25 protein-coding genes are annotated in these 24,710 nt (G+C 69.0%); 16 read left to right on the top strand and 9 right to left on the bottom strand.

Annotation, left to right across the window (positions count from 1 at the left end; genetic code table 11):
- Nucleotides 1-102 precede the first annotated feature (102 nt).
- The 3 genes from ACIQWR_RS17130 to ACIQWR_RS17120 all read left to right on the top strand — a co-directional run bounded on the left by ACIQWR_RS17130 (nucleotide 103) and on the right by ACIQWR_RS17120 (nucleotide 2,384).
- Entirely contained in the window at nucleotides 103-237 is a 135-nt protein-coding gene (locus ACIQWR_RS17130; protein WP_404009774.1) for a hypothetical protein, read from the top strand.
- A gap of 513 nt (nucleotides 238-750) precedes the next feature.
- Nucleotides 751-1,134 (top strand): hypothetical protein, encoded by a 384-nt coding sequence (locus ACIQWR_RS17125; RefSeq protein ID WP_404009771.1) that lies wholly within the window; start codon nucleotides 751-753, stop codon nucleotides 1,132-1,134.
- A gap of 8 nt (nucleotides 1,135-1,142) precedes the next feature.
- Nucleotides 1,143-2,384, top strand: a complete 1,242-nt coding sequence (locus tag ACIQWR_RS17120; RefSeq protein WP_404009769.1) for a hypothetical protein — start codon at nucleotides 1,143-1,145, stop codon at nucleotides 2,382-2,384.
- On the opposite strand, the gene ACIQWR_RS17115 is transcribed toward ACIQWR_RS17120, so the two are convergent.
- Complete coding sequence (locus ACIQWR_RS17115; protein ID WP_404009766.1) at nucleotides 2,314-3,156, bottom strand: PE-PGRS family protein; 843 nt, start codon at nucleotides 3,154-3,156, stop codon at nucleotides 2,314-2,316. The genes ACIQWR_RS17120 and ACIQWR_RS17115 overlap by 71 nt on opposite strands.
- A gap of 154 nt (nucleotides 3,157-3,310) precedes the next feature.
- Between ACIQWR_RS17115 and ACIQWR_RS17110 the strand changes: the two genes are divergently transcribed.
- Nucleotides 3,311-4,891 (top strand): restriction endonuclease, encoded by a 1,581-nt coding sequence (locus ACIQWR_RS17110; protein ID WP_404009763.1) that lies wholly within the window; start codon nucleotides 3,311-3,313, stop codon nucleotides 4,889-4,891.
- A gap of 34 nt (nucleotides 4,892-4,925) precedes the next feature.
- On the opposite strand, the gene ACIQWR_RS17105 is transcribed toward ACIQWR_RS17110, so the two are convergent.
- The 3 genes from ACIQWR_RS17105 to ACIQWR_RS17095 all read right to left on the bottom strand — a co-directional run bounded on the left by ACIQWR_RS17105 (nucleotide 4,926) and on the right by ACIQWR_RS17095 (nucleotide 7,194).
- Entirely contained in the window at nucleotides 4,926-6,440 is a 1,515-nt protein-coding gene (locus ACIQWR_RS17105) for a LacI family DNA-binding transcriptional regulator (RefSeq protein WP_404009760.1), read from the bottom strand.
- A gap of 25 nt (nucleotides 6,441-6,465) precedes the next feature.
- Nucleotides 6,466-6,798 carry a helix-turn-helix domain-containing protein gene (locus tag ACIQWR_RS17100; protein WP_404009757.1) on the bottom strand — a complete coding sequence of 111 codons (333 nt, stop codon included), beginning with the start codon at nucleotides 6,796-6,798 and terminating at the stop codon, nucleotides 6,466-6,468.
- A 144-nt stretch (nucleotides 6,799-6,942) separates the two neighbouring features.
- On the bottom strand, nucleotides 6,943-7,194 hold the full coding sequence (locus tag ACIQWR_RS17095) for a helix-turn-helix domain-containing protein (RefSeq protein ID WP_404009755.1): 252 nt from the start codon (nucleotides 7,192-7,194) through the stop codon (nucleotides 6,943-6,945).
- Between the two features lie 650 nt (nucleotides 7,195-7,844).
- Between ACIQWR_RS17095 and ACIQWR_RS17090 the strand changes: the two genes are divergently transcribed.
- From ACIQWR_RS17090 to ACIQWR_RS17070, 5 genes are all read left to right on the top strand, one after another.
- Nucleotides 7,845-8,765 carry a hypothetical protein gene (locus tag ACIQWR_RS17090; protein ID WP_404009752.1) on the top strand — a complete coding sequence of 307 codons (921 nt, stop codon included), beginning with the start codon at nucleotides 7,845-7,847 and terminating at the stop codon, nucleotides 8,763-8,765.
- Nucleotides 8,762-9,460 carry an ATP-binding protein gene (locus ACIQWR_RS17085; RefSeq protein WP_404009750.1) on the top strand — a complete coding sequence of 233 codons (699 nt, stop codon included), beginning with the start codon at nucleotides 8,762-8,764 and terminating at the stop codon, nucleotides 9,458-9,460. The genes ACIQWR_RS17090 and ACIQWR_RS17085 overlap by 4 nt, the downstream gene beginning before the upstream one ends.
- 774 nt (nucleotides 9,461-10,234) lie before the next feature.
- Nucleotides 10,235-10,795, top strand: a complete 561-nt coding sequence (locus ACIQWR_RS17080; RefSeq protein ID WP_404009747.1) for a MobC family plasmid mobilization relaxosome protein — start codon at nucleotides 10,235-10,237, stop codon at nucleotides 10,793-10,795.
- A complete protein-coding gene (locus ACIQWR_RS17075; protein WP_404009745.1) occupies nucleotides 10,792-12,492 on the top strand; it encodes a relaxase/mobilization nuclease domain-containing protein in 1,701 nt (566 codons plus the stop codon). Before ACIQWR_RS17080 ends, ACIQWR_RS17075 begins: the two co-directional genes overlap by 4 nt.
- A gap of 157 nt (nucleotides 12,493-12,649) precedes the next feature.
- Nucleotides 12,650-13,015 (top strand): hypothetical protein, encoded by a 366-nt coding sequence (locus ACIQWR_RS17070; protein WP_404009742.1) that lies wholly within the window; start codon nucleotides 12,650-12,652, stop codon nucleotides 13,013-13,015.
- A gap of 390 nt (nucleotides 13,016-13,405) precedes the next feature.
- Here the strand turns inward: ACIQWR_RS17070 and ACIQWR_RS17065 are convergent, their stop codons facing one another.
- The 3 genes from ACIQWR_RS17065 to serS all read right to left on the bottom strand — a co-directional run bounded on the left by ACIQWR_RS17065 (nucleotide 13,406) and on the right by serS (nucleotide 16,121).
- Nucleotides 13,406-14,101 (bottom strand): phosphotransferase, encoded by a 696-nt coding sequence (locus ACIQWR_RS17065; protein WP_404009739.1) that lies wholly within the window; start codon nucleotides 14,099-14,101, stop codon nucleotides 13,406-13,408.
- 85 nt (nucleotides 14,102-14,186) lie between these two features.
- The gene (locus tag ACIQWR_RS17060) at nucleotides 14,187-14,828 is read right to left on the bottom strand and encodes a hypothetical protein (RefSeq protein WP_404009736.1); all 642 of its coding nucleotides are present in this window, start codon (nucleotides 14,826-14,828) and stop codon (nucleotides 14,187-14,189) included.
- A complete protein-coding gene (gene serS / locus ACIQWR_RS17055; protein ID WP_404009733.1) occupies nucleotides 14,829-16,121 on the bottom strand; it encodes a serine--tRNA ligase in 1,293 nt (430 codons plus the stop codon).
- Between the two features lie 170 nt (nucleotides 16,122-16,291).
- On the opposite strand from serS, the gene ACIQWR_RS17050 reads away from it, so the two are divergent.
- A complete protein-coding gene (locus ACIQWR_RS17050) occupies nucleotides 16,292-17,302 on the top strand; it encodes an NAD-dependent epimerase/dehydratase family protein (RefSeq protein WP_404010128.1) in 1,011 nt (336 codons plus the stop codon).
- Between the two features lie 20 nt (nucleotides 17,303-17,322).
- Here the strand turns inward: ACIQWR_RS17050 and ACIQWR_RS17045 are convergent, their stop codons facing one another.
- Nucleotides 17,323-18,645, bottom strand: a complete 1,323-nt coding sequence (locus ACIQWR_RS17045; RefSeq protein ID WP_404009731.1) for a DNA-binding protein — start codon at nucleotides 18,643-18,645, stop codon at nucleotides 17,323-17,325.
- A 238-nt stretch (nucleotides 18,646-18,883) separates the two neighbouring features.
- On the opposite strand from ACIQWR_RS17045, the gene ACIQWR_RS17040 reads away from it, so the two are divergent.
- From ACIQWR_RS17040 to ACIQWR_RS17015, 6 genes are all read left to right on the top strand, one after another.
- A complete protein-coding gene (locus ACIQWR_RS17040; protein ID WP_404009727.1) occupies nucleotides 18,884-19,099 on the top strand; it encodes a hypothetical protein in 216 nt (71 codons plus the stop codon).
- A complete protein-coding gene (locus ACIQWR_RS17035; protein WP_404009724.1) occupies nucleotides 19,096-19,368 on the top strand; it encodes a hypothetical protein in 273 nt (90 codons plus the stop codon). Before ACIQWR_RS17040 ends, ACIQWR_RS17035 begins: the two co-directional genes overlap by 4 nt.
- A 168-nt stretch (nucleotides 19,369-19,536) precedes the next feature.
- Nucleotides 19,537-19,896, top strand: coding sequence for a hypothetical protein (locus tag ACIQWR_RS17030; protein WP_266907177.1), 360 nt, complete (start codon nucleotides 19,537-19,539; stop codon nucleotides 19,894-19,896).
- A 4-nt stretch (nucleotides 19,897-19,900) separates the two neighbouring features.
- Nucleotides 19,901-21,202, top strand: a complete 1,302-nt coding sequence (locus ACIQWR_RS17025; RefSeq protein ID WP_404009721.1) for a radical SAM protein — start codon at nucleotides 19,901-19,903, stop codon at nucleotides 21,200-21,202.
- Nucleotides 21,199-22,077, top strand: a complete 879-nt coding sequence (locus tag ACIQWR_RS17020; RefSeq protein WP_404009719.1) for a radical SAM protein — start codon at nucleotides 21,199-21,201, stop codon at nucleotides 22,075-22,077. Before ACIQWR_RS17025 ends, ACIQWR_RS17020 begins: the two co-directional genes overlap by 4 nt.
- Nucleotides 22,078-22,163: 86 nt before the next feature.
- Nucleotides 22,164-22,874: a hypothetical protein gene (locus ACIQWR_RS17015; protein WP_404009716.1), complete on the top strand. Its 711-nt coding sequence runs from the start codon at nucleotides 22,164-22,166 to the stop codon at nucleotides 22,872-22,874.
- A gap of 61 nt (nucleotides 22,875-22,935) precedes the next feature.
- Here the strand turns inward: ACIQWR_RS17015 and aspS are convergent, their stop codons facing one another.
- Nucleotides 22,936-24,252: an aspartate--tRNA(Asn) ligase gene (gene aspS / locus ACIQWR_RS17010; RefSeq protein ID WP_404009713.1), complete on the bottom strand. Its 1,317-nt coding sequence runs from the start codon at nucleotides 24,250-24,252 to the stop codon at nucleotides 22,936-22,938.
- Nucleotides 24,253-24,710 lie beyond the last annotated feature (458 nt).

The raw sequence follows: 24,710 nt of genomic DNA, 5'->3' as shown, positions 1-24,710 counted from the left end.
GCACAGAATGCTTAGACGATCACAAGCCACATTCGATCCAGCCGAAGCGAGCTCAACGAGGTGCTGAAGTCAGCCTCAACGAACCGAGACTCGGAGGCTGAAATGGACGGAAAGATCAGCACACGGACCCTTGTACTGCTCCTGATCGGGGCCCTCACGGCGTACGTGGCCCTGCGCAACCCCGCCCTTGGCGCCGCTATTGGAGTCGGCGTCGTCGTGGTCGCCCTCTTGCAGTAGCTGACGACCTGTTGAGAGAACGCTCCGCGGCTGACGTGGCAGCGATGGCTTACGACACGGTGCGGTCACATCAGGCGCCGCCTCTGCAGCCCCAGGGACTGGCGGCTTCAGAGGACTGCACTCATGACAATCGCGCAGGCCTTTGGAAGGGGCAGCGCAACGAGTGTCTAACTGAGTGACAACCGGTGCGTACGGCGGCGGACCAGGGCGGACGCTCGCGGACCGCCGTCGCAGGTCAGCGGGGTAGAGTCGGGGCTTCGCCCCTTGGCCCGTAATGCTTCGGGACGAAGAGGTCGTGGGTTCAAATCCCGCCACCCCGACTTCGTAAGACCAGGTCAAGGGCCTGATCCACTCAGTGGATCAGGCCCTTGAGTGGTTTACGGACCTGTCTTGGGAGCCATCTGGGAGCCGACCTCAGTATCCGGCTCCCACGGGGAGCCGTGCCGAACGTCCGCCCGGGAAAGCTCACCGCATGGCTTGTGCCGGCACGAGCGCCGACGGTACGACGATCACATGCACCGTTGGTCACCCCTCAACGATCGCCAGCTCACCCTCCTGACCCGGATCGGGGAGGGCGTCGAACCTGTCACGTCAGACACCCCCGAACTCGCCCTCACCGCCAGAGCCCTGAAGGAGCGGGGGCACATCACCATGCCCAAGGAGGGCGGGAAGTGGCGGGCAGAGGTCACCGAGGTCGGGCGCTTCTACCTCCAGCACGGCCATCACCCCGACCGGCCTGACCCGGCACTGCGCAAGATCCGCCCGGCGACGACGCCCGCGCCCAAGAAGCCGGAATCCGACCGCGTCGAGGAGAAAGCCGCTGCCGAGCAGGAGCCCCGGTACAACGCGCCGCCAAGACTCCACAGCCCTCTCCTGCCGACATCGGACGTGCTCTGATCGCCGAGGTGCAGCAGGCCGGCCGCTTCCTCCGAGTCCCCAACCCGGACGAGGCCGCCCGGGCCCGCTACCGAAGGGCATTCGACGCGGCTCGCCAGTGTGCGCCTGCCGGGTTCCACCTGAAGTACAGCGGGCGGACCAAGGGGGACTTCTTCCTGGGGCTGCTGCGGGTGACCGGCGAGGACGACACGGAGTGGAACCGGATCCGTCTGGCGCGCAGTCGTGTGATCACCGACGTGGACGATGTCATCGCTGCCGTGACCGCGGACCACAGCGCCTTCGAGATCTCCGACGGGGTACTTCCCCGTGCTCTGTCCCTGCTCCGCCTCATCGCTGAGCAGTCTCTCCCTCTCCACGGGGAGATCGCAGTGTCCAAGAAGCGCAGGCAGCCGAGGCCACTGCTCACGATCCATGGCCGTACATACGAGATCACCTTCAAGGAACGGCAGAAGCAGGTCCGGTACGTACCCAAGCCGGCGGGCCGCCGTGCGTACGACTGGCAGCGGGTCGTCCCGGCGCAGCGGTTCGAGCCGTCCGGGGAACTGGAGATGGTCCTCGCGCAGCAACAGGGCTACCAGTACGGCTGGAAGAAGGAGTGGGCCGACACCGAGAAGAAGCCGCTTGAGGACCAGATCGGTTCGGTACTCCGGGCGCTGAGATCCCGGGCCGATGAGCAGGAACGGGCCCATCTGGAGCGGGAGGCCGAACAGCGTCGGCTCCAGGACGAGCGGGAACGGCAGCAAGCCGAGAACCGCCGACTGGAAGCCGAGAGGCAAGAGCGCGCCCAGCGGGAGTGGGAGGCCGCGATCGGCGTGGCTTCGATCAAGGCGGTGGACGCCGCTCGAGCCGAGCACTTCGGCACCGCGCTGGAACAGTGGAGAGCCGCAGGAGAGATCCGGACCTTCTGCAACGCGCTGGACGAGGCCGCCGCCCAGACGGAGGAGCCCTTCGAGGCCGAGCGGCTCCGGGAGTGGTCGGCGTGGGGCAGGGAGGAGGCCGAGCGCCTGGACCCGACCTTGAACGGGAAGGGGCTCGGTGCCCGGAACTTCCACGCGGAGCCGACGGGGGACGAGTTGCGGCCGTTCCTCGACGGCTGGCACCCGCACCGCCCGGAGAAGGTGAAGCCTCCGGCGGAACCCGCACCGCCCAAGCCGGAGCCCGAGCGGTGGCGTGACGGTTTCAACGACGCACGTCGGGACCAAGGCTGGAGATATGGACCCCAAGGCCGCGCTCAATGGTGGAGGCGATGACGCCATGCCCACGGTCCCGGAGCGCCTTCACCGCCTGCTCGACCAGTTCGCCGAGGCGCAGTACCTCGGCTCGTAGGGCGACGAGCTCGTCGTAGCGCTCGGCCTTCTCCTCCCCGCACCACTCCCGGACCGTACGCAGGGCGTCCGCCTCCGCGTCCAGCTTGCGGTCGTCCCGGCGGCGGCCGTAGGAGTGCCAAGAGGGGCGTGCGCGTTCCTCGTCGATGGCCTGCTGCCGACGATCCACCTCCGGCAGGACCTCCTCGGCCAAGCTCTGAGCCATCTGCTGCGCGATCCGCTCGGCGACCGGCCAGCCAGCCAGGCAGAGGCCGTTGCGGTCCTCGTGGACCATGGCGTCGCCCCGAAGGCAGGCAGGCTCCATGCCAACCAGCGGCGCCGTCTCTTCGAGGTGGCCGAGTTCCAGCACGCCCGCGTCCGCCACCGCTTTGCGCAGCTTTAGTCGTCCCTTGGGACGGGCGAAGCCCAGGATCATCCGGGCCGCATCGAACTCGGCGCTCCCCCGTACCTCCCTCGACGCCTCGGTCAGTGCGAGCTCCGCCGTGTCATCGGCACGGAAGGCGTCGGCGTCAGCCCAGAGCACGAGCAGACTGCCGGCGCTGACCCACTCCTGTAGTCCAGCCTCATCACCGTCGAGGAACCGCACGTGGATTCCTGACCTACCGGAGGTGCTCACCCGGACGATTTCCACCTCGCGCAGGGCGCCGCCCAGTTCCTTCGGCTTGGCCCGATAGGCCCAGCACTCCCCGATCTCCATGCAGCCATTGAGCCAGGTCGTTCAAGGACACCGCCGGTCTTCCGAGGAACTACCGCCATTCTGGAGATCCTTGGATGATCGATACGGCAGATTAGGTGCGGTATACGGTGGGGAATTTCAAGCAGATGCATACGCACTGACCTGGGGGGTAGCGGTGGCCAGCCGCACTGGAGCACATGGGAACGACCCATACGCCCGAGAGCTCGCACGCCAAGCCAAGGAGCATGAGCGGGCCCGGAAGGCCGCCGAGCTGGAGGCCAAGCGGAAGGCCCGCGAGGAGAAGATCGCGTACGAGGCGGCCCGCGCTCAGGAAGCCGTCGACCGGACCAGTGTGGCCGAGCACGACGCCGAGCAGCTGGCGACGTTGCTGCGTGCGGCGGTCCTGGACGGCCGACCGCTGACCTTCGACGCACTCACGCAGGAATTCGTCCCATCCGCCTTCGCCCCCACCGGACGCACCAAACCAACACGCGAGCCTCGGTGGTCGGACTTCGAACCGGAGCCACCGCGAGGCCTGCTGGGCGCACTCGGGTTCGGACGCCGAGCGTACGACGCCGACATGGAAGAGGCGCGTAAGCGGTTCGACCAAGCGCTGCGGGATCACGCCCGCGAGGAACAGAAGCGCGTGGCGAAGCTTGAGAAAGCTCGCGTCCGGCACGACCAGCAGAACCGGGAGGAAGCCGCCCGGGTCGGTGGGTGGAACGCAGCGATCGAGGAACGCCACAACACCTACCGTGACAGGGAAGTAGAAGCCGTCGAGTGGTTCATCGATCAGGTCCTCGCGGCCTCGTCGTACCCGCATGGCTTTCCCAAGGCGCACCAGGTCTCGTATCAGGCAGACACCGGTGACCTGCTCGTTCAGGTCGACCTGCCCTTGGAGGACGTGGTCCCGGCTGCCCGGGCGTACCGGTTTGTGAAGACACGGGATGAGCTCACACCTGTTCCGCGCCCCGAGAAGGACCGCAAGGAGCTGTACGCCTCCGTCCTCGCGCAGACTGCCCTGCGCACCGTGCACGAACTGTTCACCGCCGATACCGAGGGTGTGATCCGCTCCATCGCCCTGAATGGGCACGTTGCGACCATCGACCGGGCCACGGGCCGGGAGGTGCATCCGTGTCTGATCACCCTCCAGACGGACCGCGAGGAGTTCGGCAAGCTCGTCCTGACCCAGGTGGATCCCCGGGCCTGCCTGAAGCGGCTCCGCTCACTGATCTCGCCCAATCCCTATGAGCTGGAGCCGGTTCGTCCCCTGGTCACCTTCGACCTGAGCAAGTTCCGGCTCATGGACAGCCTGGACGTCGTCGCAGGGCTGGACAGCCGACCCGTGCTGATGGACCTCACGCCCACCGAGTTCGAGCATCTCGTTCGGCAGTTGTTCGAGGCGATCGGTCTGGAGAGCGTGAACACCCAGCCCTCGAAGGACGAGGGCGTGGACGCGATCGCCATGAACACCGACCCCGTCATGAGGGGGTTGTGCATCATCCAGGCCAAGCGCACCAAGAACGTCGTTCCGTTCGAGACGGTGTCCGCTCTCGCGGGAGTGGTCGAGCACAAGCGGGCGGCCAAAGGCATCTTGGTGACCACGTCCTGGTTCGGCCGGGCCAGCGAGGCATTCGCCAACGACCACGGACGACTGGAACTCCTCGACGGGGCCAACCTGGTGCACCTGTTCAAGGAACACCTGGGACTCGACGTCATTCCCGGGCCCGTCCCGCCGAAGAATCGGCCTCGCTAGCCACCGGGCAGGGCGCGGCACCTCCACCGGCCAGCTACCCGACAGCCTTACGCGCCCGCAGAAGTGCGTCGAGTACGCGTACGGGGGACCCAGGGGCCATCCCTCGGCGAGCGTCCAGGGCTGCCTCCCACTGCTCGGTGAGGCCGAGCATGAGACGCTGGCGCATGCCCGCTGTCACGTGGGCGTACCGGGCGGAGACCGAACCGTCGATGTGGCCCATCCGCTCGTCCATGAGGACCTTCTCCGTGCCGAGGTCCTCCATGAGCGTGCGGTGGGAATGGCGCAGGCCGTGCGGCGTGAGGCCCCTGGCGATGGCCGTCCAGCAGGCGTCGGCGCGGCCCTGGGCGTTGCGGCCCCGGACCGGTATGCCCGGGAAGGGGTCGCCGAGGAGCGGAACGGGACGGGGCTCCTGCGGGGCCTTCTTCGGGTACCAGCCCGTGGTCGCCGGGTGGAACAGCCAGGTGGCGAAGCCGTTGCGGCGCCAATGGGCGGCGTGTTCCGAGGTTGCGCCACCTCGTACGAAGCCCAGCTCGGTGATGGCGAGTTCGACGCGTGTACGGGTGGCCTCGCGCACGCGGTCGGGGTGGTTCAGGACGTTGGACACCGTGCCCGCGGAGACGCCGGCCCGGCGGGCTACGTCGACCAGCTTCGCGCCCTGGTGGCCTCCAGTGCGGGCGGTGCCCTGGCCTTGGAAGACGTACGTCCTGCCATGGCACGGGCACGGCTTGGGCTTGGTACGGGCGACGTGGTCGGTCACGATGGCCGACAGCCAGTCGGGGGCGTCGATGGTGCGGTAGCTGTCGTCCTTGGGCGGGCAGCGGACCATCACACCCGAGTCGAGCTCGTACAGCTGCCACTCCACACGGACCGAGCCCCGGCGGGCGAACTCAGTCTCCAGACCGACGATTTCACCCCATCGCACGCCGGTGTACGCCTTGAGGGTCACCGCGACGAACTCGTCGTCCCGACCGGAGAGCAGGGCAGCCCGCTCTGCGATCAGGAGGGCTCCGAGCGCGTCCGTGACGACCTTCTCCGGGCCGCGGTCGGCGGAGCGGCCAGCCCGCTTGCCCCTCCCTCTGCGCTTGGCGGCGGGGTTCGCGTCGATGAGCCCCTCGTCGACGGCGTCGGCGAAGATGAGGTGGAGCGTGGCCCGCCAGGTCTTGACGCTGGAGGCGGCGTAGGAGGCCCGTTCCCTCTTCTCCCACAGTGCGACGTCAGTGCGGAGGATGCCGGCGAGGGCCTTGTCCTCGAAGTCGGGGAGCAGGTGCTCCTCGATGTGGCGTCGGTAGTTCTGCATGGTGGACGCGGCCAAGTCCTGGGCCTCGTACCAGCGGCTCGCGTACTCGCCGAAGGTCTCTTGGCCGAGCGCGGGATCGCGTACGTCGCCGCGTCGGAACGAAATCTCGGCTTCGTCCGCAGCCCGCTTGGCTTCGCGCTTGGTGGCGAACTTGATCGTCGCCCCGGTCGGGTCGACGACCGTGTTGTGCTGGCCTGGCGCCGTCTTGTACCGACCGCGCCAGTAGTTTCCGCGCTTCTCCGCGAAACCCACTGTTCCCTCCCCTGGTTACGTCTGGCTACGCGGTGGTGTCGAACTCGTCCTGTCGGGATCGGCGCGGCGGACGGGCCCGGAGGCGTCCAGCCGGCCGGCCAGCCGGGATCGCACGCAGCGTGCGCGCGGCGGGTGCCACCGGATCCGCGCTGTGGGCCGGTCGCACCTCGTGGAGGCGGATGATCTCGACAAGGTGCTCGGCGGTGAAGCGGTACGCGCGGCCGACCCTGGCGAACGGGATGAGGGCACGGCTCGCACGGTCCTTGACCCACCAGGCCGAGCAGCCGAGGACTTCGGCGATCTCCTCGGGGCGGTACAGGCGCGGCAGGCCGGGGACGGTGGAGTGTGAAGGAGGCATGGGCGGTCGGTGCAAGGAGGATCCTCATCTGGCGCGGAAGGCAGGCTGGACCCGCAGGCGCCGTAGCGGAGTTGGGGTGTGGGCGGGAGAGCGGCCGAGGAAGCCCGGGGCGGTGGTGGGACACCGCGGGCCGGGGTGACGCTGCTACGGGGTCGGGTGGAGCAGGGCGAGCGGGGATACGCCGAGGGCTGCGGCGAGAACGACGAGGTCGTCGACGTCGCAGCGGCGCTGGGTGCGCTCGATCCGGGACAGCATCGTGTTGGACATGGGGCGGCCGAGCGCGGTCACGCGGTCGGCTAGCTCGCGCTGGGCGAAGCCGCGCGCGGTGCGCAGGCGCTCGATGGCGCCGGCGGTCCGTTCTCCGGCTGGACCGATTTCCGTGGGGCGTCGGGGCATGCATCTGTTGTAACTCTGGATCCCCGGTTTGGGTAACCGGGGATCGTCGGATATAAAGCCCCGCTGTCGCATTTCGCGCAGGACTGAATAGGGGTGCAGAACTCCGTCGGGAAGATGGCAGGCCGGCAAGGGAGCGGCAATTTCGGACATCCGACACCTTGCACGCAGATAGCCCCGGCCGCACCAGTCACAGGGCGCCTGACGTGGGAAGCGGCGGAAACATAGATCGGGATGGCGGCGCAGGTCAAGGTCTTCGCGGTGCGATCTTCCCCGCTCCTCATCCGGCGCCGATTTTTTGGTCAACCGGGGATCCGGGCCTACCGTGAATGTATTGCGCGTCCACGATTTCGACCGGTGCTCGTTCGTAACCGGAATTGCTGGACTTGCGCGAACTGGGTGTGGCTATGTTGGCCACTGCCCGGTGCGGGAAACGATTCGGCCCCCCGATGCAATGCACCGGGGGGCCGATGAGTCCCCTACCGAACCGCCCACTCCTGAACGATCGAGTCGGTGGTGGCGGGCTGCCAGGCCCTGCCCACCGCCGGGTGAGGAACGTCTATGCCCAACCGTACGGCCCACGTGGCCGTCCGCAACCCCCTGCCCAGCCCGAAGACCTCGTCCGCGTACGACGCGAAGGCGGGGCGATAGGCATGGCACGCATCCGCACCATCAAGCCGGAGGCGTTCATCTCGGAGTCGCTCGCCGCGGTCACCATCGCCGCCGAGCGGACCTTCTTCGGCCTGCTCACCCAGGCCGACGACCACGGGCGCTTCCGCGACCAGGCCGCCGTCATCGCCGGAGCCCTGTGGTCCCTGCGGCCCGAGCACGGCGCACTGGAGGTCGAGGACGACCTCAACCAGCTCGACACGGCAGGGCTCATCTGCCGGTACGAGGGGGTCGACGGCAAGCGCTACCTGCACATCGTCACCTTCTCCAAGCACCAGAAGGTGAACCGGCCCAGCGGGGTACGCCACCCGGCGTGCCCGCACCACGACGGCGGCCAGGCCCCGGCGCCTTCACTGCCGTCGCACGGAGGGCTCCATGAGGACGCCTCGCAGGCTCACGTACCCCTCGCCGAGTCCTCGCCGGAATGGCACGAGTCCTCACCGAGTCACATACCCGCAGGTCAGAACGGATTCAGTGATCCCTCCGGGAGCATGCAGGGAGGAGTCCTGGAGGCTGCCGTGAGTCCTCATGGTCCGGATCTAGGACCTAGGAACGTGGATCTAGGATCAACTCCGTTGGGAGGCGCGAGCGCCCCACCACCCGACACTGTCTCCCCCGCCCAACTCGTCGCCGAGTACGCCGCCGCATGCACCAACCGGCCACCCGCCGCCGTACTGGGCCAACTCGGCAAGGCCGTCGGCAAGCTCCTCGCCGAGCCCATCGACCCCGCCCACATCCGCGCCGGGCTGGTGCGACTTCGGGAGAAGGCCCTGCACCCGAGCGTGCTGCCCAGCCTGGTCAACGAGGCGATGAACCCGCCGCAGCGGCAGTCCATCGGCCGTCAGGCCCACCGGCCTTACGCCAACCCCGCCGACGCCGAAGCCGCCTACGGAGGTGCCCTGTGACGACAGCAACCCGTGAACCCCAGCGTGCCGGGCTCCTGGCGGCCCGCCTGAACGCGATCCTCGCCGAGCGGGGCATCGACCCCGACATGGCCCCCGCCCAGCCCGTAGCGGAGCCGGTAACGGCACTGGAGCTGGCCGACCGGCGGATCCCTCCCCGCTACCGGGAGGCCACCGCCACGGACCCCGGTGTACGGGCCTGGGCCGAGAAGGTCACGGACTTGGGCCGTGTGGGCCCTGGCGGCACAAGGGGCATCTCCTACGGGCCTTCGCTTCTGATCGCCGGCCCCACCGGCAGCGGCAAGACCCACCAGGCGTACGGAGCCGTCCGCTCCCTGCTCATGGCGGGGGTCCGGCTCCGCTGGCAGGCGGTAACCTCCGCCGACCTGCACGCCCAGTTCCGCCCGCGCCCCAACCACGACCCCGAGCGGGAGATCCAGGAACTCGGCCGGTGCCCGCTGCTGATCCTCGACGACCTCGGCGCGGCCAAGCAGTCCGAGTGGACCGAGGAGCTGACGTACCGGCTGATCAATCGCCGCTACACCGAGATGCTCCCGACGCTGATCACCACCAACCTCCCCACCGAGGAGCTGCGCAGCGCGGTCGGAGACCGCGTCGCCTCCCGCCTCGCGGAGATGACCACCCGTGTGATCCTGACCGGCCCTGACCGCCGCCGCACACCCCCGCCGGCCGCCTGACGACTACGGTCCCCCATCCGCAACGGTCCCTGTGGTCCTTGGGGACCGTCCCATCGCCACGTTTCGGTCCCCCCGGGGCGGGACCGTCCCCGAATCCACACCGCGGTCCCGCCAAGGGGACCGTCCCCGCAACCACCACGGTCCCCGGCGACGGACACGGGACCGGTCCCCACGTCGGGACCGTCCCGGAACTCTTTCCGCAGGTCAGATGGCCGATAGGCGACTCGGTCCCCAATCACCCGCCCGACATCCCCTCCTGGCGGGGACCGTCCCCATATCCGATCGGTGACCGTGAGGTCTTCGGATTCCGGGACCGTAGGGGACCGGTCCCTTACCGCGATCACGGGGACGGTCCCCGTCCGGTCCCCGAGCCTTCTCCCGCCGGTCCCCGGAGGTCGGGACGGTCCCCCATTTCCCTCCGGTCCCAGTTCGGGACGGTCCCCGATTCCCCTGGTCCCGGTGGTCCGCGGCGGCCCGGTCCCCGAAGGGCTGCGGGGACCGGTCCCCTGCACGCCTCGCCCGGGGGACCGGCCAGTCGCCCACGCCGCGCCCCTGCCCCGGGACCGCGAGGCAACCACCCCCTCACCTCACCCCGCAGGAGAACGACCCATGACACCCGCCCCGCAGCACACCAACGACACACCCTCACCGCCGTCGAAGTCATCTACGCTGATGGACCGTTGGCGGCGTGCGTTCGGGATGACGGCCCCTGGTGGAGCCAGTAGTACCCCGAGTCCGACTCAAGGCCGGTCTTCGGGGATCTCCGCCCCGGGGGTGGCGGAGACGGCCCAGCGCCAGGGGGCGCCGGACCGTGAGGCCGGGACCGAGGGCGGCCCCGACCAGGACACACTCCACGACGCCCAGCGCGAGATCCTCCACGCCGAACGCAGCGCCGAGCCCGCCGCCGGCGAGCCGACGGTGAAGAGCGTCCAGCCCACGATCCGCCGCTTCACCGGCAGCAAGCGCGGGGACCGCGTCGGCCCGCTGCGCTTCACCGACGACGAACACCCCCGCCTCCAGGAGGCCGCCGCCGAGCACGGCTACAAGGGCATATCCGGCTTCGCCGCCGACATCGTCCTCGCCTTCATCAACGGGAGGTTCACCGCCAACCTGCCCCTGTCCGAGGACCGGCGCCGCACGCACGTCTTCCGCGCCCAGGTCCTGCGCCAGTGCAACCGCATCGGCGTCAACATCAATCAGATCGCCCGCGCTCTGAACAGTGACCTCACCCCGCCCGATATACGCCAGCGCCTCGACGAGCTCCACGACCTGCTCACGGCGATCGCTGAGGTCTTGCGCGAGCCCGCCGACCCCCGGGAGGTCCGTCAGCCGTGATCGCAGCCATCAAGCCCTCCGGGGCCAACACCCGCGGACTGCTCGCATACCTCTATGGTCCCGGCCGCCACGACGAGCACACTGACCCGCACATCGTGGCCGGCTTCGCCATGCTCGCCATGCCCGATCCCGGCCGAGACGAGGACGCCACCCTCACCCAGCTCGCCCGCTACCTCGACGAACCCGTCCGCCTCCGCAACAGCGAGTTCGGCAAGAAGATCACCGACCACGTCTGGCACTGCCCCGTCCGCGCAGCCCCCGAGGATCGCCACCTCTCCGATGCCGAGTGGGGCGAGATCGCCCAGCGCATCGTTGCCGCGGCCGGCATCGCGCCCGAAGGCGACGACCTGGCCTGCCGCTGGATCGCCGTACGCCACGCCGACGACCACATCCATATCCTCGCCACCACCGTTCGCGAGGACGGCCGCCGCCCCAAGCTCCACGACAGCGGCATCCGCGTCGGCGACGCCTGCCGCCAGATCGAGAAGGACTACGGCCTTCGCCGCCTGAGGAAGGGCGACCGCACCGGCACCCGCGCCCCCACCCAGGCCGAGATGCACAAGTCCCAACGCCTCGGCTGGGAACAGACGAGCCGTGAATGGCTCCAGGACCGCATCCGCGCCGCCATCCCCCACACCCGCACTGCCGAGGAACTCCTCGCCTACCTCGAAGCCGACGGCATCGCGGTCAAAGCCCGGCGCGGCCCCTCCGGAGACCTCCTCGGCTACGCCGCAGGCCGCCCCGGCGACCTCAACAAGGACGGCGAACAGATCTTCCACCCCGGCGGGAAGATCGCCCCCGACCTCACCCTCCCCAAACTCCGGGACCGCCTCGAAGCAGGCCAGCCCGAGGAACACCCCACCGCCCGCCGCGACCAGCCCACCACCCCCTGGCACCAGGCCACCGAAGCCCTCGACACCTTCCGCACCGACCTCGCAGACGACACCCACGCCCAGGCACACATCACCGCCCTCGGTGAACTCCTCGAAGCCACCGCCCAGAAAGCCCCGACCCACCTCCGCACCGAACTCCAGTCCGCATCAGCGGCGTTCGCACACGCCCAGCGCTCCCAGATCCGGGCCGAAGACCGCGCCGCCCACGCCATCCGCAACGCGGCCCGCGACATCGTCCACACCGCCACCGGCCCCGACGGCAGCGCCCTCGCCGCCCTCATCGCAGCCCTCCTGTGGGCCGGGATCATCGCCGGCCGCTGGCACGAGGCCAAGGGCCACGCCCACCAAGCCGACGCCGCCCGCCAAACCCTCCGCCACCTACAGGCAGCCGCCGAGCAAGCCCTCACACCCACGCTCGTCGTACTCGAACAGCATCAGCCGAGGGAGGAAACCCGCCGCGCCCTCGCCCACGACGTACGCGCCGCCGTCCCCGACCAAGCCGACCGCATCCTCACGGATCCCAGCTGGCCGGCCCTCGCCGCCCTCTTGGCCGACGCCGAAGCCCGAGGCCATCAACCGCACAAGCTCCTGAAGGAGGCTGCAGCCCAGCGTGAACTGAGCACAGCCCGCCAACCCGCCCGCGTCCTGATCACCCGCCTCCAGCACACCAGCCGCAACCCCAGCCCCAACCCCCGAGCCGAAGCCGCCCGCCGACGCACAACGGCATCGTGGACCAGCCAGCCGGGACACGGCACGCAGCCGCCTACCTTGCCGTCGGCCCCGCCGAACCGTCCGCGACGCTGAGCTCCGAGGCGGTGCACTCGGCGTCCGGCATTCCGCCCCACGGGGCGGCCCTCCTGCAGGGCCGACAGACATAGCCGACGATCCCCGGTCAGCCAAACCGGGGATTCTCCAGACCATTGATATAGATCCCCACTCCACCCCCATCAGGAGCACCTCCATGCCCGCAGCCAGCCCTCGCCCCCACGTCATGGCCCTGCTGTTCGACACGAACTTCAAGACCCCCTCCGGCTCCCTCGTCTACCGCCACCTCGACGGGCGCCTCTTCACCGAGGAGGAACAGGCCATCGTCCGCAACGCAACCATCGAAGAGCTCCAAGCAGCCGGCGTCCACGTCCACGACCCCGAGGCAGGAGCCGACGCCAAAGCGGCCTCGTACGCAATGGCCGATCTCCTGCTCAAGTACGTCCGGAAGCACCATGAAGTCCTGATCCCCTTCATGACCCACGAGGACGTCCTCGAATACGGCCGCTTGGCCACCACCATCGCCAGGGGCGCCGACATGCTCCTCCCGTACCAGGACTGACCACAGGGGTAAGACGCCCACGCAAGGACGGCAGCCAGGAACCCCTCACGGTCACCGTCCGCTTCCCACTGTCCATAACTCCCTTGGGGCCAACGCCGAGATGCGTTGGCCCCAAGGGCGGTTGTGCAGTCCTGGCCGGGTCATCTACCGACCGGGTCCCCTGCACTACCGCTACGGCACTGCAGTCCACCGCCAAGGTCGTTGCCCTTGGCCCCCCATGAGGCATTCGATTCGGTACTGGGTCTCGTGGCGGGCATGGGGGTGGTCGGGGTGCTCGGTCGAGATCCGGGCCGCGTATGCCGTCATCCGCAGTTCCCTGATGTCCCGCAGGACCTCGTACCCGTCCCAGGAGGTGACGTCCGCGCCGTAGGCGGTGCAGAAGTCCTCGTATTAGTGCTGGGTGATATTGCTGGTGGACGTGAGCTTCACGGCTGTGGACGTCAGGTCCCATTCCCGCGGACCGACGGTGAAGCTGTCGAGGTCGAGGAGGTAGGCCGTGCCGTCCTCGGCGGCGGCGACGTTGCCGACCCAGGCGTCCCCGTGCAGGACGCATCGAGACAGACCGGGGTTCTCTATGAGCCGGAGCCACGCCTCTTCGAGGCTGTCCGTGTAGCTGTACAGCCATTCAAGGTCGGTCTCCTTGATGGCTTTCGCCTGGTCGAGCCTGGTGCGGATCTTCCCGAAGGGTTCCAGCGGTTCAAGGTCGAAGTCGGGCTCGGGAAGGGCATGGAGGGCCTTCAAGAGGTACGCGGCCTCGCCGACGTTCCCGTCGCGGTGCGGCGGAAGTTCCTCCCAGATGGTCACCGCTCGGCCGTCGATGGTGACGGGCTGGGCGATTCCGGGGGCAGGCCGTACGGCGGGGATGCCGTGGCCAGCAAGCCAGTTGGCGACTGCGATTTCACGTGAGGCTGCGGGCGTGCCACCGGGGCGGGAGATCCGGGCTACCAGCTTCCCGGGGAGCCTCCATATCGCGTTCTCCGCGATCCGCATCGGCTCGGCGCCCTCAGTATCCAGCCCGAGGGTCCGGCTGGCGTCGAAGAGGACGCGGCGGGAGACGCTAACGCTGTCGGCGGGGGCGAGGGTCACGTCTTGATCGTCTCCTTGATGCGGTCGCGCAGTTTGACCGCCTCGGGGGTCGTTCGGTGCCAGCTGGAGAAGGAGAACGAGCGCCTTACCCGGCCTCGCAGGTTGACTTCATGGCCAGCGCCCTCATCGCCGCTGTTTCACCGGAGCGCCTCCTCCTCGATGAGACAGGCGACTGCCGGCCACGGAACGCCCAGCTCGCCAACCTTCTCCTCGTCGATCCGGCCGAGCCACACGAGATCAGTTCCGGCGACCGCCGGCGGCTCTTCCTCGTTGAGGCCGAGGTGGACGGCGAGCTCGGGGATCGGCTGGTGTTCGCGTACCGCTCGATCATCTCGGGCGAGTAGCAGTAGAGCCGTGACCGCTCGCCGTCGAAGGCGGTGGCGGTGGCGGTGTGCTGGAAGACCGGCGAGTGCTGGAACGTGGCGACGTCGCAGTCCAGTTCGTTCCATGTCCGGGTCCAGGCGGGCAGCGAGGGGTACTCGTGCCCCACGACCAGGAGGTCGTATCCGGTGTCGCGGAGCTCGCGCTCGGCGAGCGATCCGACGGTGATGTCCTCCAGGCGGACTGGCTTGCGGACCCAGTCGTGTTCCAGGTCCGGGAGCCAGCCCTGCCCGAGGAGGTGTACGTCGGCGCCTACGGCGACCGCCCACAGCCATCGTTCGATCCCGCCGTACCCGGCGGGTGGAAAGGCGTAGCTACCAGGGAAGTCGCAGACGCCGACGAGCACTTATGCCTCCGGTGTTCCGTCCGCCGAGATACGGCGGAAGCCGAGGTACGGGAAAAGGGATTCGGGAAGGACGAGGGAGCCGTCCTGCTGTTGGCACTGTTCGAGGAGCGCGGCCAGAGTGCGGCCGATGGGCAGGCCGGAGCCGTTGAGGGTGGCGACGAGTTTGGGCTTGCCGTCCTCGCCTCGGGTGCGGATGTTCGCGCGGCGGGCCTGGAAGGTGCCGAAGTTCGAGATCGAGGAGATCTCGCGGTACGTGTTCTGGCTGGGGATCCAGACCTCGATGTCGTAGGTGAGCTGGGCGGAGAAGCCCGTGTCTCCTGCGGCCAGCTTGACGACGCGGTACGCGAGGCCGAGCTCCTTCAGGCACGCCTCGGCGTGGCCGACCATCGTCTCCAGCGTGGCGTCCGCGTCCGCCGGGTCGACCATCTGGACGATCTCGACCTTGGCGAACTGGTGCTGGCGGATCAGGCCGCGGGTGTCGCGGCCGTACGAGCCTGCCTCGGACCGGAAGCACGGAGTGTGCGCGGTGAGGGCCAGCGGCAGCTCCGCCGGCGGGATGATCTCGTCGGCGTAGAGGTTGGTCAGCGGGACCTCGGCCGTCGGGATGAGGAACAGCTCACGGTCGGCTACACCGGTCTTGAACAGGCCCTCCTCGAACTTCGGCAGCTGTCCGGTGCCGGTCATCGTCTTGCGGCTGACCAGGTACGGGACCGCGTGCTCGACGTACCCGTGGCGACGGGTGTGGATGTCGAGGAAGAGCGTCGCCAGGGCGCGCTCCAGGGCGGCGCCCGCCCCACGGGAGACGACGAACCGGGGGCCCGACAGCTTGGTCGCCCGGGCGAAGTCGAGGATGCCGGTGCTCTCGCCGAGGTCGACGTGGTCCTTCGGCTCGAAGGAGAAGGCCGGCGGGGTGCCGACGCGCCGGACCTCGACCGCGAACTCATCGGAGTCGCCGTCCGGGGCCGCGTCGTCCGGCAGGTTCGGGATGGTCAGGAGCAGAGCGCGCAACTCCTCCTGCACCTGATCCTGCTCGGCGTCGATGTCCCGGACCTGGTCCTTCAGCTCGCGGGCGCGCTCCTTCAACTTGGAGATGTCGCCGCCCTGCTTGGCCGTCTGCTGGACCTCGCTCGCCACCCGCTTGGCCTCCGCCCGCAGCTCGTCGGCTGAGCGGATGCTCTGGTTGCGCCGAGACTGGAGGTCTTCCAGCCGGGACAGGTCCAGGGAATAACCGCGACGAGCGAGCCGACGAACAGCTTCGGCACCCATTTCGATCAGGGCGCGGGCGTCATGCATGAGGAAGATCCTTTTTATCCAGCGAGTGGGATGGGGATTTCGAATCGACGGTAGCAACGGTCGGGACCTCGCCGATCCGAATTACCGCCAGGCTCGGCCGCACAAGATCAGAGGCGGGATGGTGTCGCGTTGCGGTTCGTGGCAGGGTCGCCCCCATGCGGATTTTGGTGATGGGCGGCACCTGGTTCCTTGGTCGGGCGATCGTTGACGACGCGCTTCGGCGCGGCTGGGAGGTAACGACGTTCAACCGGGGCCGCTCCGGTGCGGTCGAGGGTTCCGACACCGTCCGGGGTGACCGAACGAGTCCCGATGATCTGAAGCGGTTGGCCTCACGAGGACCGTGGGATGCCGTGATCGACACTTCCAGCAGCGAGTTCCCGCCCCGTGACGTCCTCCTCGCCACCGACCTCCTGCGGCCGGCCGTCGCCCGGTGGGTGCACGTCTCCACTGTGTCCGTCTATCAGGGGTGGCCCCACCACCCGCTCACCGAGGACTCCCCGCTGCTGGAGTGCCCGCCCGACGCCGATGAGTCGTTCGGGCACACCGGCGCCGATGGCAGCCCGACGAAGTACGGGTTCCAGAAGGCGGGCGGAGAGGCTGCCGTGCGCGCCGCCTTCGGGGACGACGCGGTGTTCCTGCGGCCCGGAGTGATCTTGGGGCCGGGCGAGTATGTCGGCCGCCTCCCCTGGTGGCTCACGCGCGCCCAGCGCGGCGGGCCGATCCTCGTCCCGGCGCCGGGCGCCCAGATGATCCAGCCCGTGGACGTGCGGGACGTCGCCGCCTTCGCCGTCGATCAGGCCGTCGGCACCGATGGCACCGGCCGGGCGTTCAACATCGCCCACACCGAGGGCATCAGCTGGGCCGACTTCATCACCGAGTGCCTGGCCGTCACCGGTAGCGTCGGCAGCCCGATGTGGGCCGATGCGGCGACTCTCACCGCGCACGGTGTGAAGCAGTGGACGGAGCTTCCGCTGTGGCGCACCCACCCCGGGGTGTGGTCCGTGGACGCCTCTCGTGCCGCGGCGGCCGGGCTGCACTGCCGTCCGCTCGCCGAGACCATTGCCGACACCTGGGCGTGGATGCGGTCAGACGGCCGGCCGGTCGAACACCCGCGGTGGGACGAGCATGGAGTGGACCCGGCCAAGGAAGCCCGGATCCTCGCCGCCCTCGGCCACTCGTAGGCAGAGGGGGCAGGGCAGCGTCAGGGCTCGAGAGCGAGGAGCCCGCTCGCCGTGCCCAGCTGCCTCGGCGCCGAGAGACGCCCGAATTCCTCGATCTGTTCGCCGAGGCTGACGGCCACCCGCGTCCCCCTGAACGCGGCGACCGTCAGCGCCCGCCGCAAGCCGACGGTGCGCTCCAGTAGTCCCGCCACACGTTGTTCCGCAGGGATCGCCCACACCATCTCCAGCGTCGACGCCGCCGCGTCCAGGTCGCCCCGGAGCACCTGTGCCGCGGCGAGGTCGGCCGCGGCCTTGCCCCGTACCACTACCGACTGCCGGGCCGGCGGCCGGGACGCGACCAGGTCCAGCGCCCGCTGTGCAGTCACTTCGGCCCCTGCCCCGTCGCCGACGAGCAGGGCGGTGGTGCCGTTGGACATCAGCAGCCGCTCCTCGCTGAAGGCGAACTCACCTCCGACATCGTCGTGCAGGGCGTCCCGCTCGCCGCTGTCCTGCCGCGTGGACGCGACGAGCGCGCGGATGGCCCGTTCCCGGTCCCCGAGGTGCCCGTGGGCGCGGGCTTCGATGGACAGCAGCCGCCGCCTTGCCGTGTCGCCCAGACCGGCATAGGCCAGCGCGGTCCGCGCGTGCCGTACGGCCTCCGAGGGGCGCCCCGTGAAGTACGCACAGATCGCCAAGGACCCGGTGGCGTAGGCCCGTAGCGGATCGAACCGCGCCATCTCCCCGTACAGGGCCGCCGACCGAGCGAGGCGTGCGGAGTCGTCGAGGGCGCCGAGGTCGAACGCGGCGGTCGACAGCAGCGCGCACGCCTGTCCCGCCACGATCAGCAGGTCCTGCTGCTGCACAGGCACCTTGGTGAGTCCACGCTGGTGCTCCGACTCCGAGCGGAGGACCCGGGCCCGCCGGAACACCTCGAAGGCGCTCGCGGCGCCGTACGAGCGGGCGAGGGACAGGGCGTCGTCACGGAGCTGGTCGATGGTCGTGTCGGATACGGACTGCGCGGCGGCAGCCCCCGCCTCATCAGCGGCGTCACGTGCGGTCATGGCGATTTCACTTTCGAGGTCGTACGCAGTGGGAGTCACCGATGCCGGGGTCGACAGCGCGGGTGGTGGCCCGAAGAGCGCCGTGGCGTCCACGCCGAAGAGCTGCTCCAGTGCCCGGCACGTGTCCGGTCCCGGCATGGTCTTGATCCGGCCCGACGTCCACCGCCGGAACTGTGCCTCCGACACCGACATGCCCCGCACGCCGGCTTGTACGGCCGCGCGCTCGAACGCCGTGACGAAGTCCCTGTAACGCCAATGCCGTTGCTGGACTAACACGCGCAGCAGCGTCGCCGGATCGTCCATCGGTCGCTCCCTCAAGGTCGGGAGACGGGCCACATCGCGCCCCGCTCCACTTCGTGCCTACCGGTCAACATCCCTGCTGCGCAATGGAATCCGTGCAGATGACATCGCGGTGCCACCTTCATGACACCCCGGTCACCCTGGCGAGCACCAGATGACACGAACCGCGCCGTGGTCGTGACACCCGCACCAGGGGGACTCTTACGCCACCTCGAAGACCCCCGGCGAAAGGGAGTGGAACGTGAGCGGCCCCCGGCTTCCCCGACGAATCCCCGGCGCGACCAGCGCTCGCTACGAGGTCGTCGTGGCCCCGTACATGGAGACGGAAGCCAGCACACCGTCGGAGCGCCGCGGTCTGCCTCGGGCGGCCGAGGCGTTCCGTAGCCGGAACGGCGACCCCACCACCTGGAGCTCCGCCCAGTTCGACGCCTTCCTCGGCCTCGGGGGTGCCCAATGAGCAAGACCACGGAGGCGGACGTCTGGGTCGCGGAGGACACCGGGCACCGGCTCCTCGGCCAGGACGTCGCACACCCCTCCAGCGGACGTCGCGGAACCGTGGGCGCGGTCCTGATCTACGTATCGAAACTCACCGATAGGCCGGTCAGGAAGGTGGCCCACATGCGCCCGCTGGACCACTCCGGTCGGGAATGGACCGCCGATCCGGACACTCTCCAGCTGCTCCAGCCGATCACCCACTCGGCACAGCCCAGCGAGACGAAGGGCTGAACAGGCTTCCCGCCGATGCCGACCAAGCAGTCGGCACCGACGGGGAACGGCGCCCCCGGGCGCCACGCATGAAACCGGCGAGGTGCCATACGGCACCAGACCGGCGGCACCAGAGCGGATCCAAGCTGCCCGTCCCGGGCAGTCACCCTTCGAGCAAGGAGATCAGCTATGCCAAAGCCCAGGAAAGAGAAGCAGAACCACCTCATCTACGCGGACGTCGTGGACTCCAAGTCCAAGGCGGGCGTGTGGATGGGTGAGCGTGCTTCCTTCCGCGACAAGCAGGGCCGCATCTTGGAGGCCCTGAAGGACCGCACCGACTGGGTCAGCCTGGAAGGCGCGGTCATGGTCATCAGCACCGAGCCGGCTGGTCTCACGGTCATCGCGCCGAACCCGACGCTCCCCGGCGTCATCGTCCTCTCCGACGGCGGTTCCCCCGCGGCCTCCGCGCGGCTCCAGGCCGACGCCGAGGACAAGGTCCGCGCCGTCATGGCCGAGCTGGGCATCGCCGAAGAGGAAACGGCGGCCTGACCCAGTGGCCACTCCCCAGCTGCTGTGGGGGAAATACTTCCAGTACGACCGTGACGGCGAGGCTGTCCTCCTCGACCCGGTCACGCTGGAGAGTGTGCTTCTCGACTCCGGCGAGGTCTCTGACCTCGCCGGAGTCCCCCCGACCGCGACCCACTTAGCCCTCGCCGGGCTCGGCTTCACCCAGGACGGCCCCGTGATCGACCGCCGTGAAGCACTCCGCCACCGCCTCCACACCCTGGGCATCGACCCGACTCCGCGCCGGATAAGCGGCCTCCGGGTGGTGCTCACCGACCGCTGCAACATGGCCTGCACGTACTGCTTCGTCGACACCAACAGCGGCAAGCCGGACATGACGGAGGAGGAGCTCGCCGCCGGCCTTGAGTTCCTGTTCGCGCAGAACGCGGGGCAGGAGGAGGTCTCGATCCAGTGGTTCGGAGGCGAGCCGACCATCCGCTTCGACCTCATGCGGTACGGCGACGAACTCGCCGACACCCTCGCCGCCCGCTACGGCGTCGAGCGGGTCCGGCGCACGGTCGTCACCAATGGCGCCCGTCTGACGGACGAGGCCCTCGACCACTTCGTACAGCGCGAGTACGGGGTGGGCATCTCCATCGACGGCCCTCCCGGGATCAACTCGGCGAACCGGCTACTCCTCGGCGGGCAGCCGGCGGACGACCGCATCCGCCGCAACGTCCGGCGCCTGGTCGAGGCGAATGGCCTGCACGTCGGCTGCAACCTCACCCCCACGGCGTCGAACATCGGACGCCTGGCCGAGAGCGTGCAGTGGATCATCGACGACCTCGGCCTCAAGTTCATCTACGTCAACACGCCCATCCCCACCGGGGGCGAGTGGCGGGTGAACGGCGCTGACCTGGCCCGAGAGCTCTACGAGGCCCGCCTGACCGCACTCGGGAAGGGCGGGATGCTCTTCTCCGTCCTCGACCGGGCCTTCCAGGCACTCGACACCCGTCGGCCGATGCTCTTCGACCATATGCAGGGAGACCGCAGCCTCAACGCCGCCCTGCTGCCCGGCAACCGGGTCAGCGTGTGCGACATCAACTTCACCGAACCCGAGTTCCTCCACACGCTCGACGAACTACGGTCGGACCCCAGCCGCCTCACAAGGGCGACGAAGAAGGTCGCGCCGATCCCCGCGTGCGGCAACTGCCCGGCGCTGGCCATCTGCGGCGGCCCATCCCGCAACGAACAAGCCCTCATCGGCGGCAGCACACCCGACCCGCAGATGTGCGCCTTCTACACCAGCACCGTGGCCATCGCGGTCTGGGACAACACGGGGGTCCAATGATCACCCCCGCCCGTACGGCACTGGTCTCGACGGCAGGCCACTGCGAGGTCGCGTGCAGCTTCTGCTTCCGGGCCGACCGCGCCCGCGGCTTCCTCACCACCGCCACGTACACGCGTGCCCTGTCGCGGCTGAAGGAGACCGGGGTCGAGGGCGTTTGCCTCACGGGCGGTGAGCCGACCCACCACCCAGAGCTCCGGCAGCTCGTCCGCCTGGCCCTCCAGTTCGGCATGGCGGTGTCCATGGTGACCTCGGCCCGCTCGGAGGCTGAGGTCACTGCCCTCGCGGAGGTCGGTCACCTTCTGACCAACGTGACTGTCTCCGCCGACTCACAGGGCGCCATGGCCCTCGGCCGCACCACCCGGACGGCAGCCTCGGCCGTCGCGACGCTGGACGCTGTGGACACCCCCGCGAAAGTCCTTCACCTCACCTACTGGGATGTAGACGGTGAGGAAGCCGCGCAGCTCGCCGGCCTCGTGGCGGGGAAGGGGATCGACGTCCAGCTGAGCCCCGTCCTCCTCTCCGAAGACGCCTTGCGCCGGGACAGTCGATCGGTCCAGGACTCCCTGGTGCAGAGGGCGCGCGATACGGCGTCACTTGGTCAGCACTTCCGCCTGTCCAACGGATACCGGTCCTACCTCGACGATCTTCGGCGGATGCAGCTGTCCGAGGAGGAGAGCCATCCATGCCGGGCAGCGACCCTCTACGTGTCCGCCAAGGGCGAGGTGCGGCACTGCCCCTATGGCGCATCCGAGATCAGCGTTCATGCGCCGCGTACCGAGATCCGAGCCTTCCTCGACGCGCCGGCCACAGACCGCGTCGTACCCGACTGCGCCGCCATCTGTCGACCCTCGTCCCGCGACTGCGCGGCGGCCTGACCTTGGAGGTCCACGTGCAACCGTCGGTTTCCGTAACCGACCCTCACGACTTCAGCACCCACTGGAGGCAGCCGCCGAACTTCCGCATGCAGGTCCCGTTCGACTACCTGTTCCTGCCGGCGATCGACATCCTCGATTACATCCGCCGAGATGACGAGGTGCGCTTCACGATCCTCGGAGAGGACGACTGGGCTGTGCGCATGGAGCGCACAGCCGCGTTCCGCACGGCCCCGGTCGAGGAGATCAGCACGTGGCCGTTCCGGCTGGTGCACTTCAACCTCAGCCGTTTCTACGGCGAGATCCTGGCCGGCTTCCAGGAGGAGGTCATGGTGCCCTGGCGCACCTACCTGTCGGCAGGGGGATTCACGTGGCAGCGGTGTGCACCGATTCTGTTCCTGTCCACCGAAGGTGCGGCCTCGACGTACCACAACGACAACTCGCACGGTCTGGTGTGGCAGGTCCAAGGGGTCAAGACCTTCCACAGCTACCACAACCCCCACAAGCACCTGTCCCCCGAAGCCGCGGTCCTCGGTGAGACCACCGCCGAAGATCCCCCACCGCACGACGAGGCGGCCCGGCAGTCGGTGACGATGCAGCCAGGCGACCAGCTGTGGAGCCACGCCCTGACCCCGCACTGGGTCACCACCGAATCGCCGCTCGCGCTCAGCGTCACCCTCTCCCACGGCGGCCTGTGCCGCCGTGGCCGGTACGCCGACCGCGAGCTGGCCCTGCGCGACCACTGGGACAAGAACCCCGCCGAGGCGTGGACCCTCGACCTCGGCCACAACCGGTACTGAGCGAGCCACAGCTGCCCCACCGCCAGACAGGCGGTGGGGCAGCTGTGCGTGTACCCCTGGCTCAGGGGGTGAGGCGGTTCGGTCCCCGGAACAGGAACGCGGCCTCGCGGATTGAGTCCAGGCCGAGCATGACCATCAGGATCCGACCCAGGCCGGCGCCGAGGCCGCCGTGGGGCGGGCACCCGAACCGGAAGATGTTCATGTAGTCCTGCATCGGCTCGGTGTCCATGCTCTTCTCCTCCGCCTGCTTGAGCAGCACGTCGGAGCGGTGCTCACGCTGGGCCCCGGTGGTGATCTCCAGGCCCTTCCAGAGCAGGTCGAAGCTGAGCGTCAGGTCCGGACGGTCCGCCGGACGCATGTGGTAGAAGGGCCGGATACTGGCCGGGTAGTGCGTGATGAACACGAACTCGTGGCCCGTGAGCTCCTTCATGTGGGCGGCGATGGTGCGCTCACCTTCCGGGTCCAGGTCCTCCTTGACGCCTTCGGGGTCCCAGCCGCCGGCCCGCAGGATCTCCTGCGCCTCGGCCATCGTGATCCTGGGGAACGGAGCCTCCGGCACCACGACCTCGATACCGAAGATCTCCCGGATCGCCTCACCATGGACCTCGGCGACCTTCGCGATGGCGTGAGCGAGCATCCGCTCCTCGAACACCATCACGTCCTCGACGTCGTCAATCCACGACAGCTCGACGTCCACGCCGGTGAACTCGGTCGCGTGCCGGGAGGTGTACGACGGCTCGGCGCGGAAGACGGGCCCGATCTCGAAGACCCTGTCGATGCCGGCGGCCACGGCCATCTGCTTGTAGAACTGCGGCGACTGCGCGAGGTAGGCCGACCGGTCGAAGTACCCGAGCTTGAACACCTCCGCGCCGGATTCCGAGGCGGTACCCATCAGCTTCGGCGTGTGCATCTCCGTGCAGCCGTCTTGCATGGCGTACTCGCGCAGCCCCTGCTCCAGGGTCGTCTGCGCGGCGAACACCATCTGCGCGGTGGCCCGCTTGCGTACGTCGAGGAACCGCCAGTCGAGCCGGTGCTCGGGGCCGGTGTGCTCGTCGATCGGCAAGGGCGTCTCCGCCCGGTTCAGCACCTCGATCGTTTCGGGGACGATCTCCAGGCCGCCCAGGTTGACCTGGGCCGCCTCTACGACGCGTCCGGTGATCCGGACGGCGGACTCGGGGGAAAGCGATTCGATGACGGCTTCGAGCGGGCCGCCGTCGCGCTTGTGGGTCACCTGGGCCATGCCGGAGTGGTCCCGCAGGATGACGAACTGCATCTTGCGCTGCAGCCGGAGTGCGTTCACCCAGCCGGAGACGGTGACGGTCTGGTCGAGGTGCGCGCGTAGGTCGGAAACCAGTACGCGGCTAGTGGTGTGGATCATCGCAGCCCTCCAGGGGCGTCGTCATGATCCCTTGGAAGCGTGGGCGAGAAGGGTACTCGCGGTGCCACCACGCCTTTGCCACCGCCAGACAGCGGCGGCCTCATTCAGCCCGATGACGGGGGCAAACCGGCGGGGCATTGGGCCCGAGGGCCTTTCCTCCCCGCGCTCGGGAGGGTCTTCGCCACGGGTGCGAGTCCGCCTTCCCAGCTACCGGCGGCTCTCTACTGCTCGCGTGATCCGTGGCTACTCGTCTCCGTCTACGCGTTGCCCACGAGAATAGGGACCTCGCAAGTCCCCCGCAACGCAATCACGGCGATGGCACACGACCTGGCCGAATGACGCCCCTCTCTAGGCGGGTGCTACACGTCGTACATCGGGGGCAGAAGCCGGCTCCGCAACGAGCGGGCGCACCAGGCTGTGCGACAGTCCGCGTCGGGCTGGAGGCTGCGGCGAGCACG

The sequence above is a fragment of the Streptomyces sp. NPDC098789 genome (assembly GCF_044759975.1).
Taxonomy (GTDB): Bacteria; Actinomycetota; Actinomycetes; order Streptomycetales; family Streptomycetaceae; genus Streptomyces.
Note: the sequence above shows the minus strand (reverse complement) of the source record. Positions and strands in the feature narration are given on the sequence as shown.

Coding starts and splice junctions, on each gene's coding strand:
- ACIQWR_RS17130 (WP_404009774.1), top strand. CDS start 103: ATGGACGGAAAGATCAGCACACGGACCCTTGTACTGCTCCTGATCGGG.
- ACIQWR_RS17125 (WP_404009771.1), top strand. CDS start 751: ATGCACCGTTGGTCACCCCTCAACGATCGCCAGCTCACCCTCCTGACC.
- ACIQWR_RS17115 (WP_404009766.1), bottom strand. CDS start 3,156: ATGGAGATCGGGGAGTGCTGGGCCTATCGGGCCAAGCCGAAGGAACTG.
- ACIQWR_RS17100 (WP_404009757.1), bottom strand. CDS start 6,798: ATGCCTCCTTCACACTCCACCGTCCCCGGCCTGCCGCGCCTGTACCGC.
- ACIQWR_RS17095 (WP_404009755.1), bottom strand. CDS start 7,194: ATGCCCCGACGCCCCACGGAAATCGGTCCAGCCGGAGAACGGACCGCC.
- ACIQWR_RS17090 (WP_404009752.1), top strand. CDS start 7,845: ATGGCACGCATCCGCACCATCAAGCCGGAGGCGTTCATCTCGGAGTCG.
- ACIQWR_RS17070 (WP_404009742.1), top strand. CDS start 12,650: ATGCCCGCAGCCAGCCCTCGCCCCCACGTCATGGCCCTGCTGTTCGAC.
- serS (WP_404009733.1), bottom strand. CDS start 16,121: ATGCATGACGCCCGCGCCCTGATCGAAATGGGTGCCGAAGCTGTTCGT.
- ACIQWR_RS17050 (WP_404010128.1), top strand. CDS start 16,292: ATGGGCGGCACCTGGTTCCTTGGTCGGGCGATCGTTGACGACGCGCTT.
- ACIQWR_RS17045 (WP_404009731.1), bottom strand. CDS start 18,645: ATGGACGATCCGGCGACGCTGCTGCGCGTGTTAGTCCAGCAACGGCAT.
- ACIQWR_RS17035 (WP_404009724.1), top strand. CDS start 19,096: ATGAGCAAGACCACGGAGGCGGACGTCTGGGTCGCGGAGGACACCGGG.
- ACIQWR_RS17030 (WP_266907177.1), top strand. CDS start 19,537: ATGCCAAAGCCCAGGAAAGAGAAGCAGAACCACCTCATCTACGCGGAC.
- ACIQWR_RS17020 (WP_404009719.1), top strand. CDS start 21,199: ATGATCACCCCCGCCCGTACGGCACTGGTCTCGACGGCAGGCCACTGC.
- ACIQWR_RS17015 (WP_404009716.1), top strand. CDS start 22,164: ATGCAGGTCCCGTTCGACTACCTGTTCCTGCCGGCGATCGACATCCTC.
- aspS (WP_404009713.1), bottom strand. CDS start 24,252: ATGATCCACACCACTAGCCGCGTACTGGTTTCCGACCTACGCGCGCAC.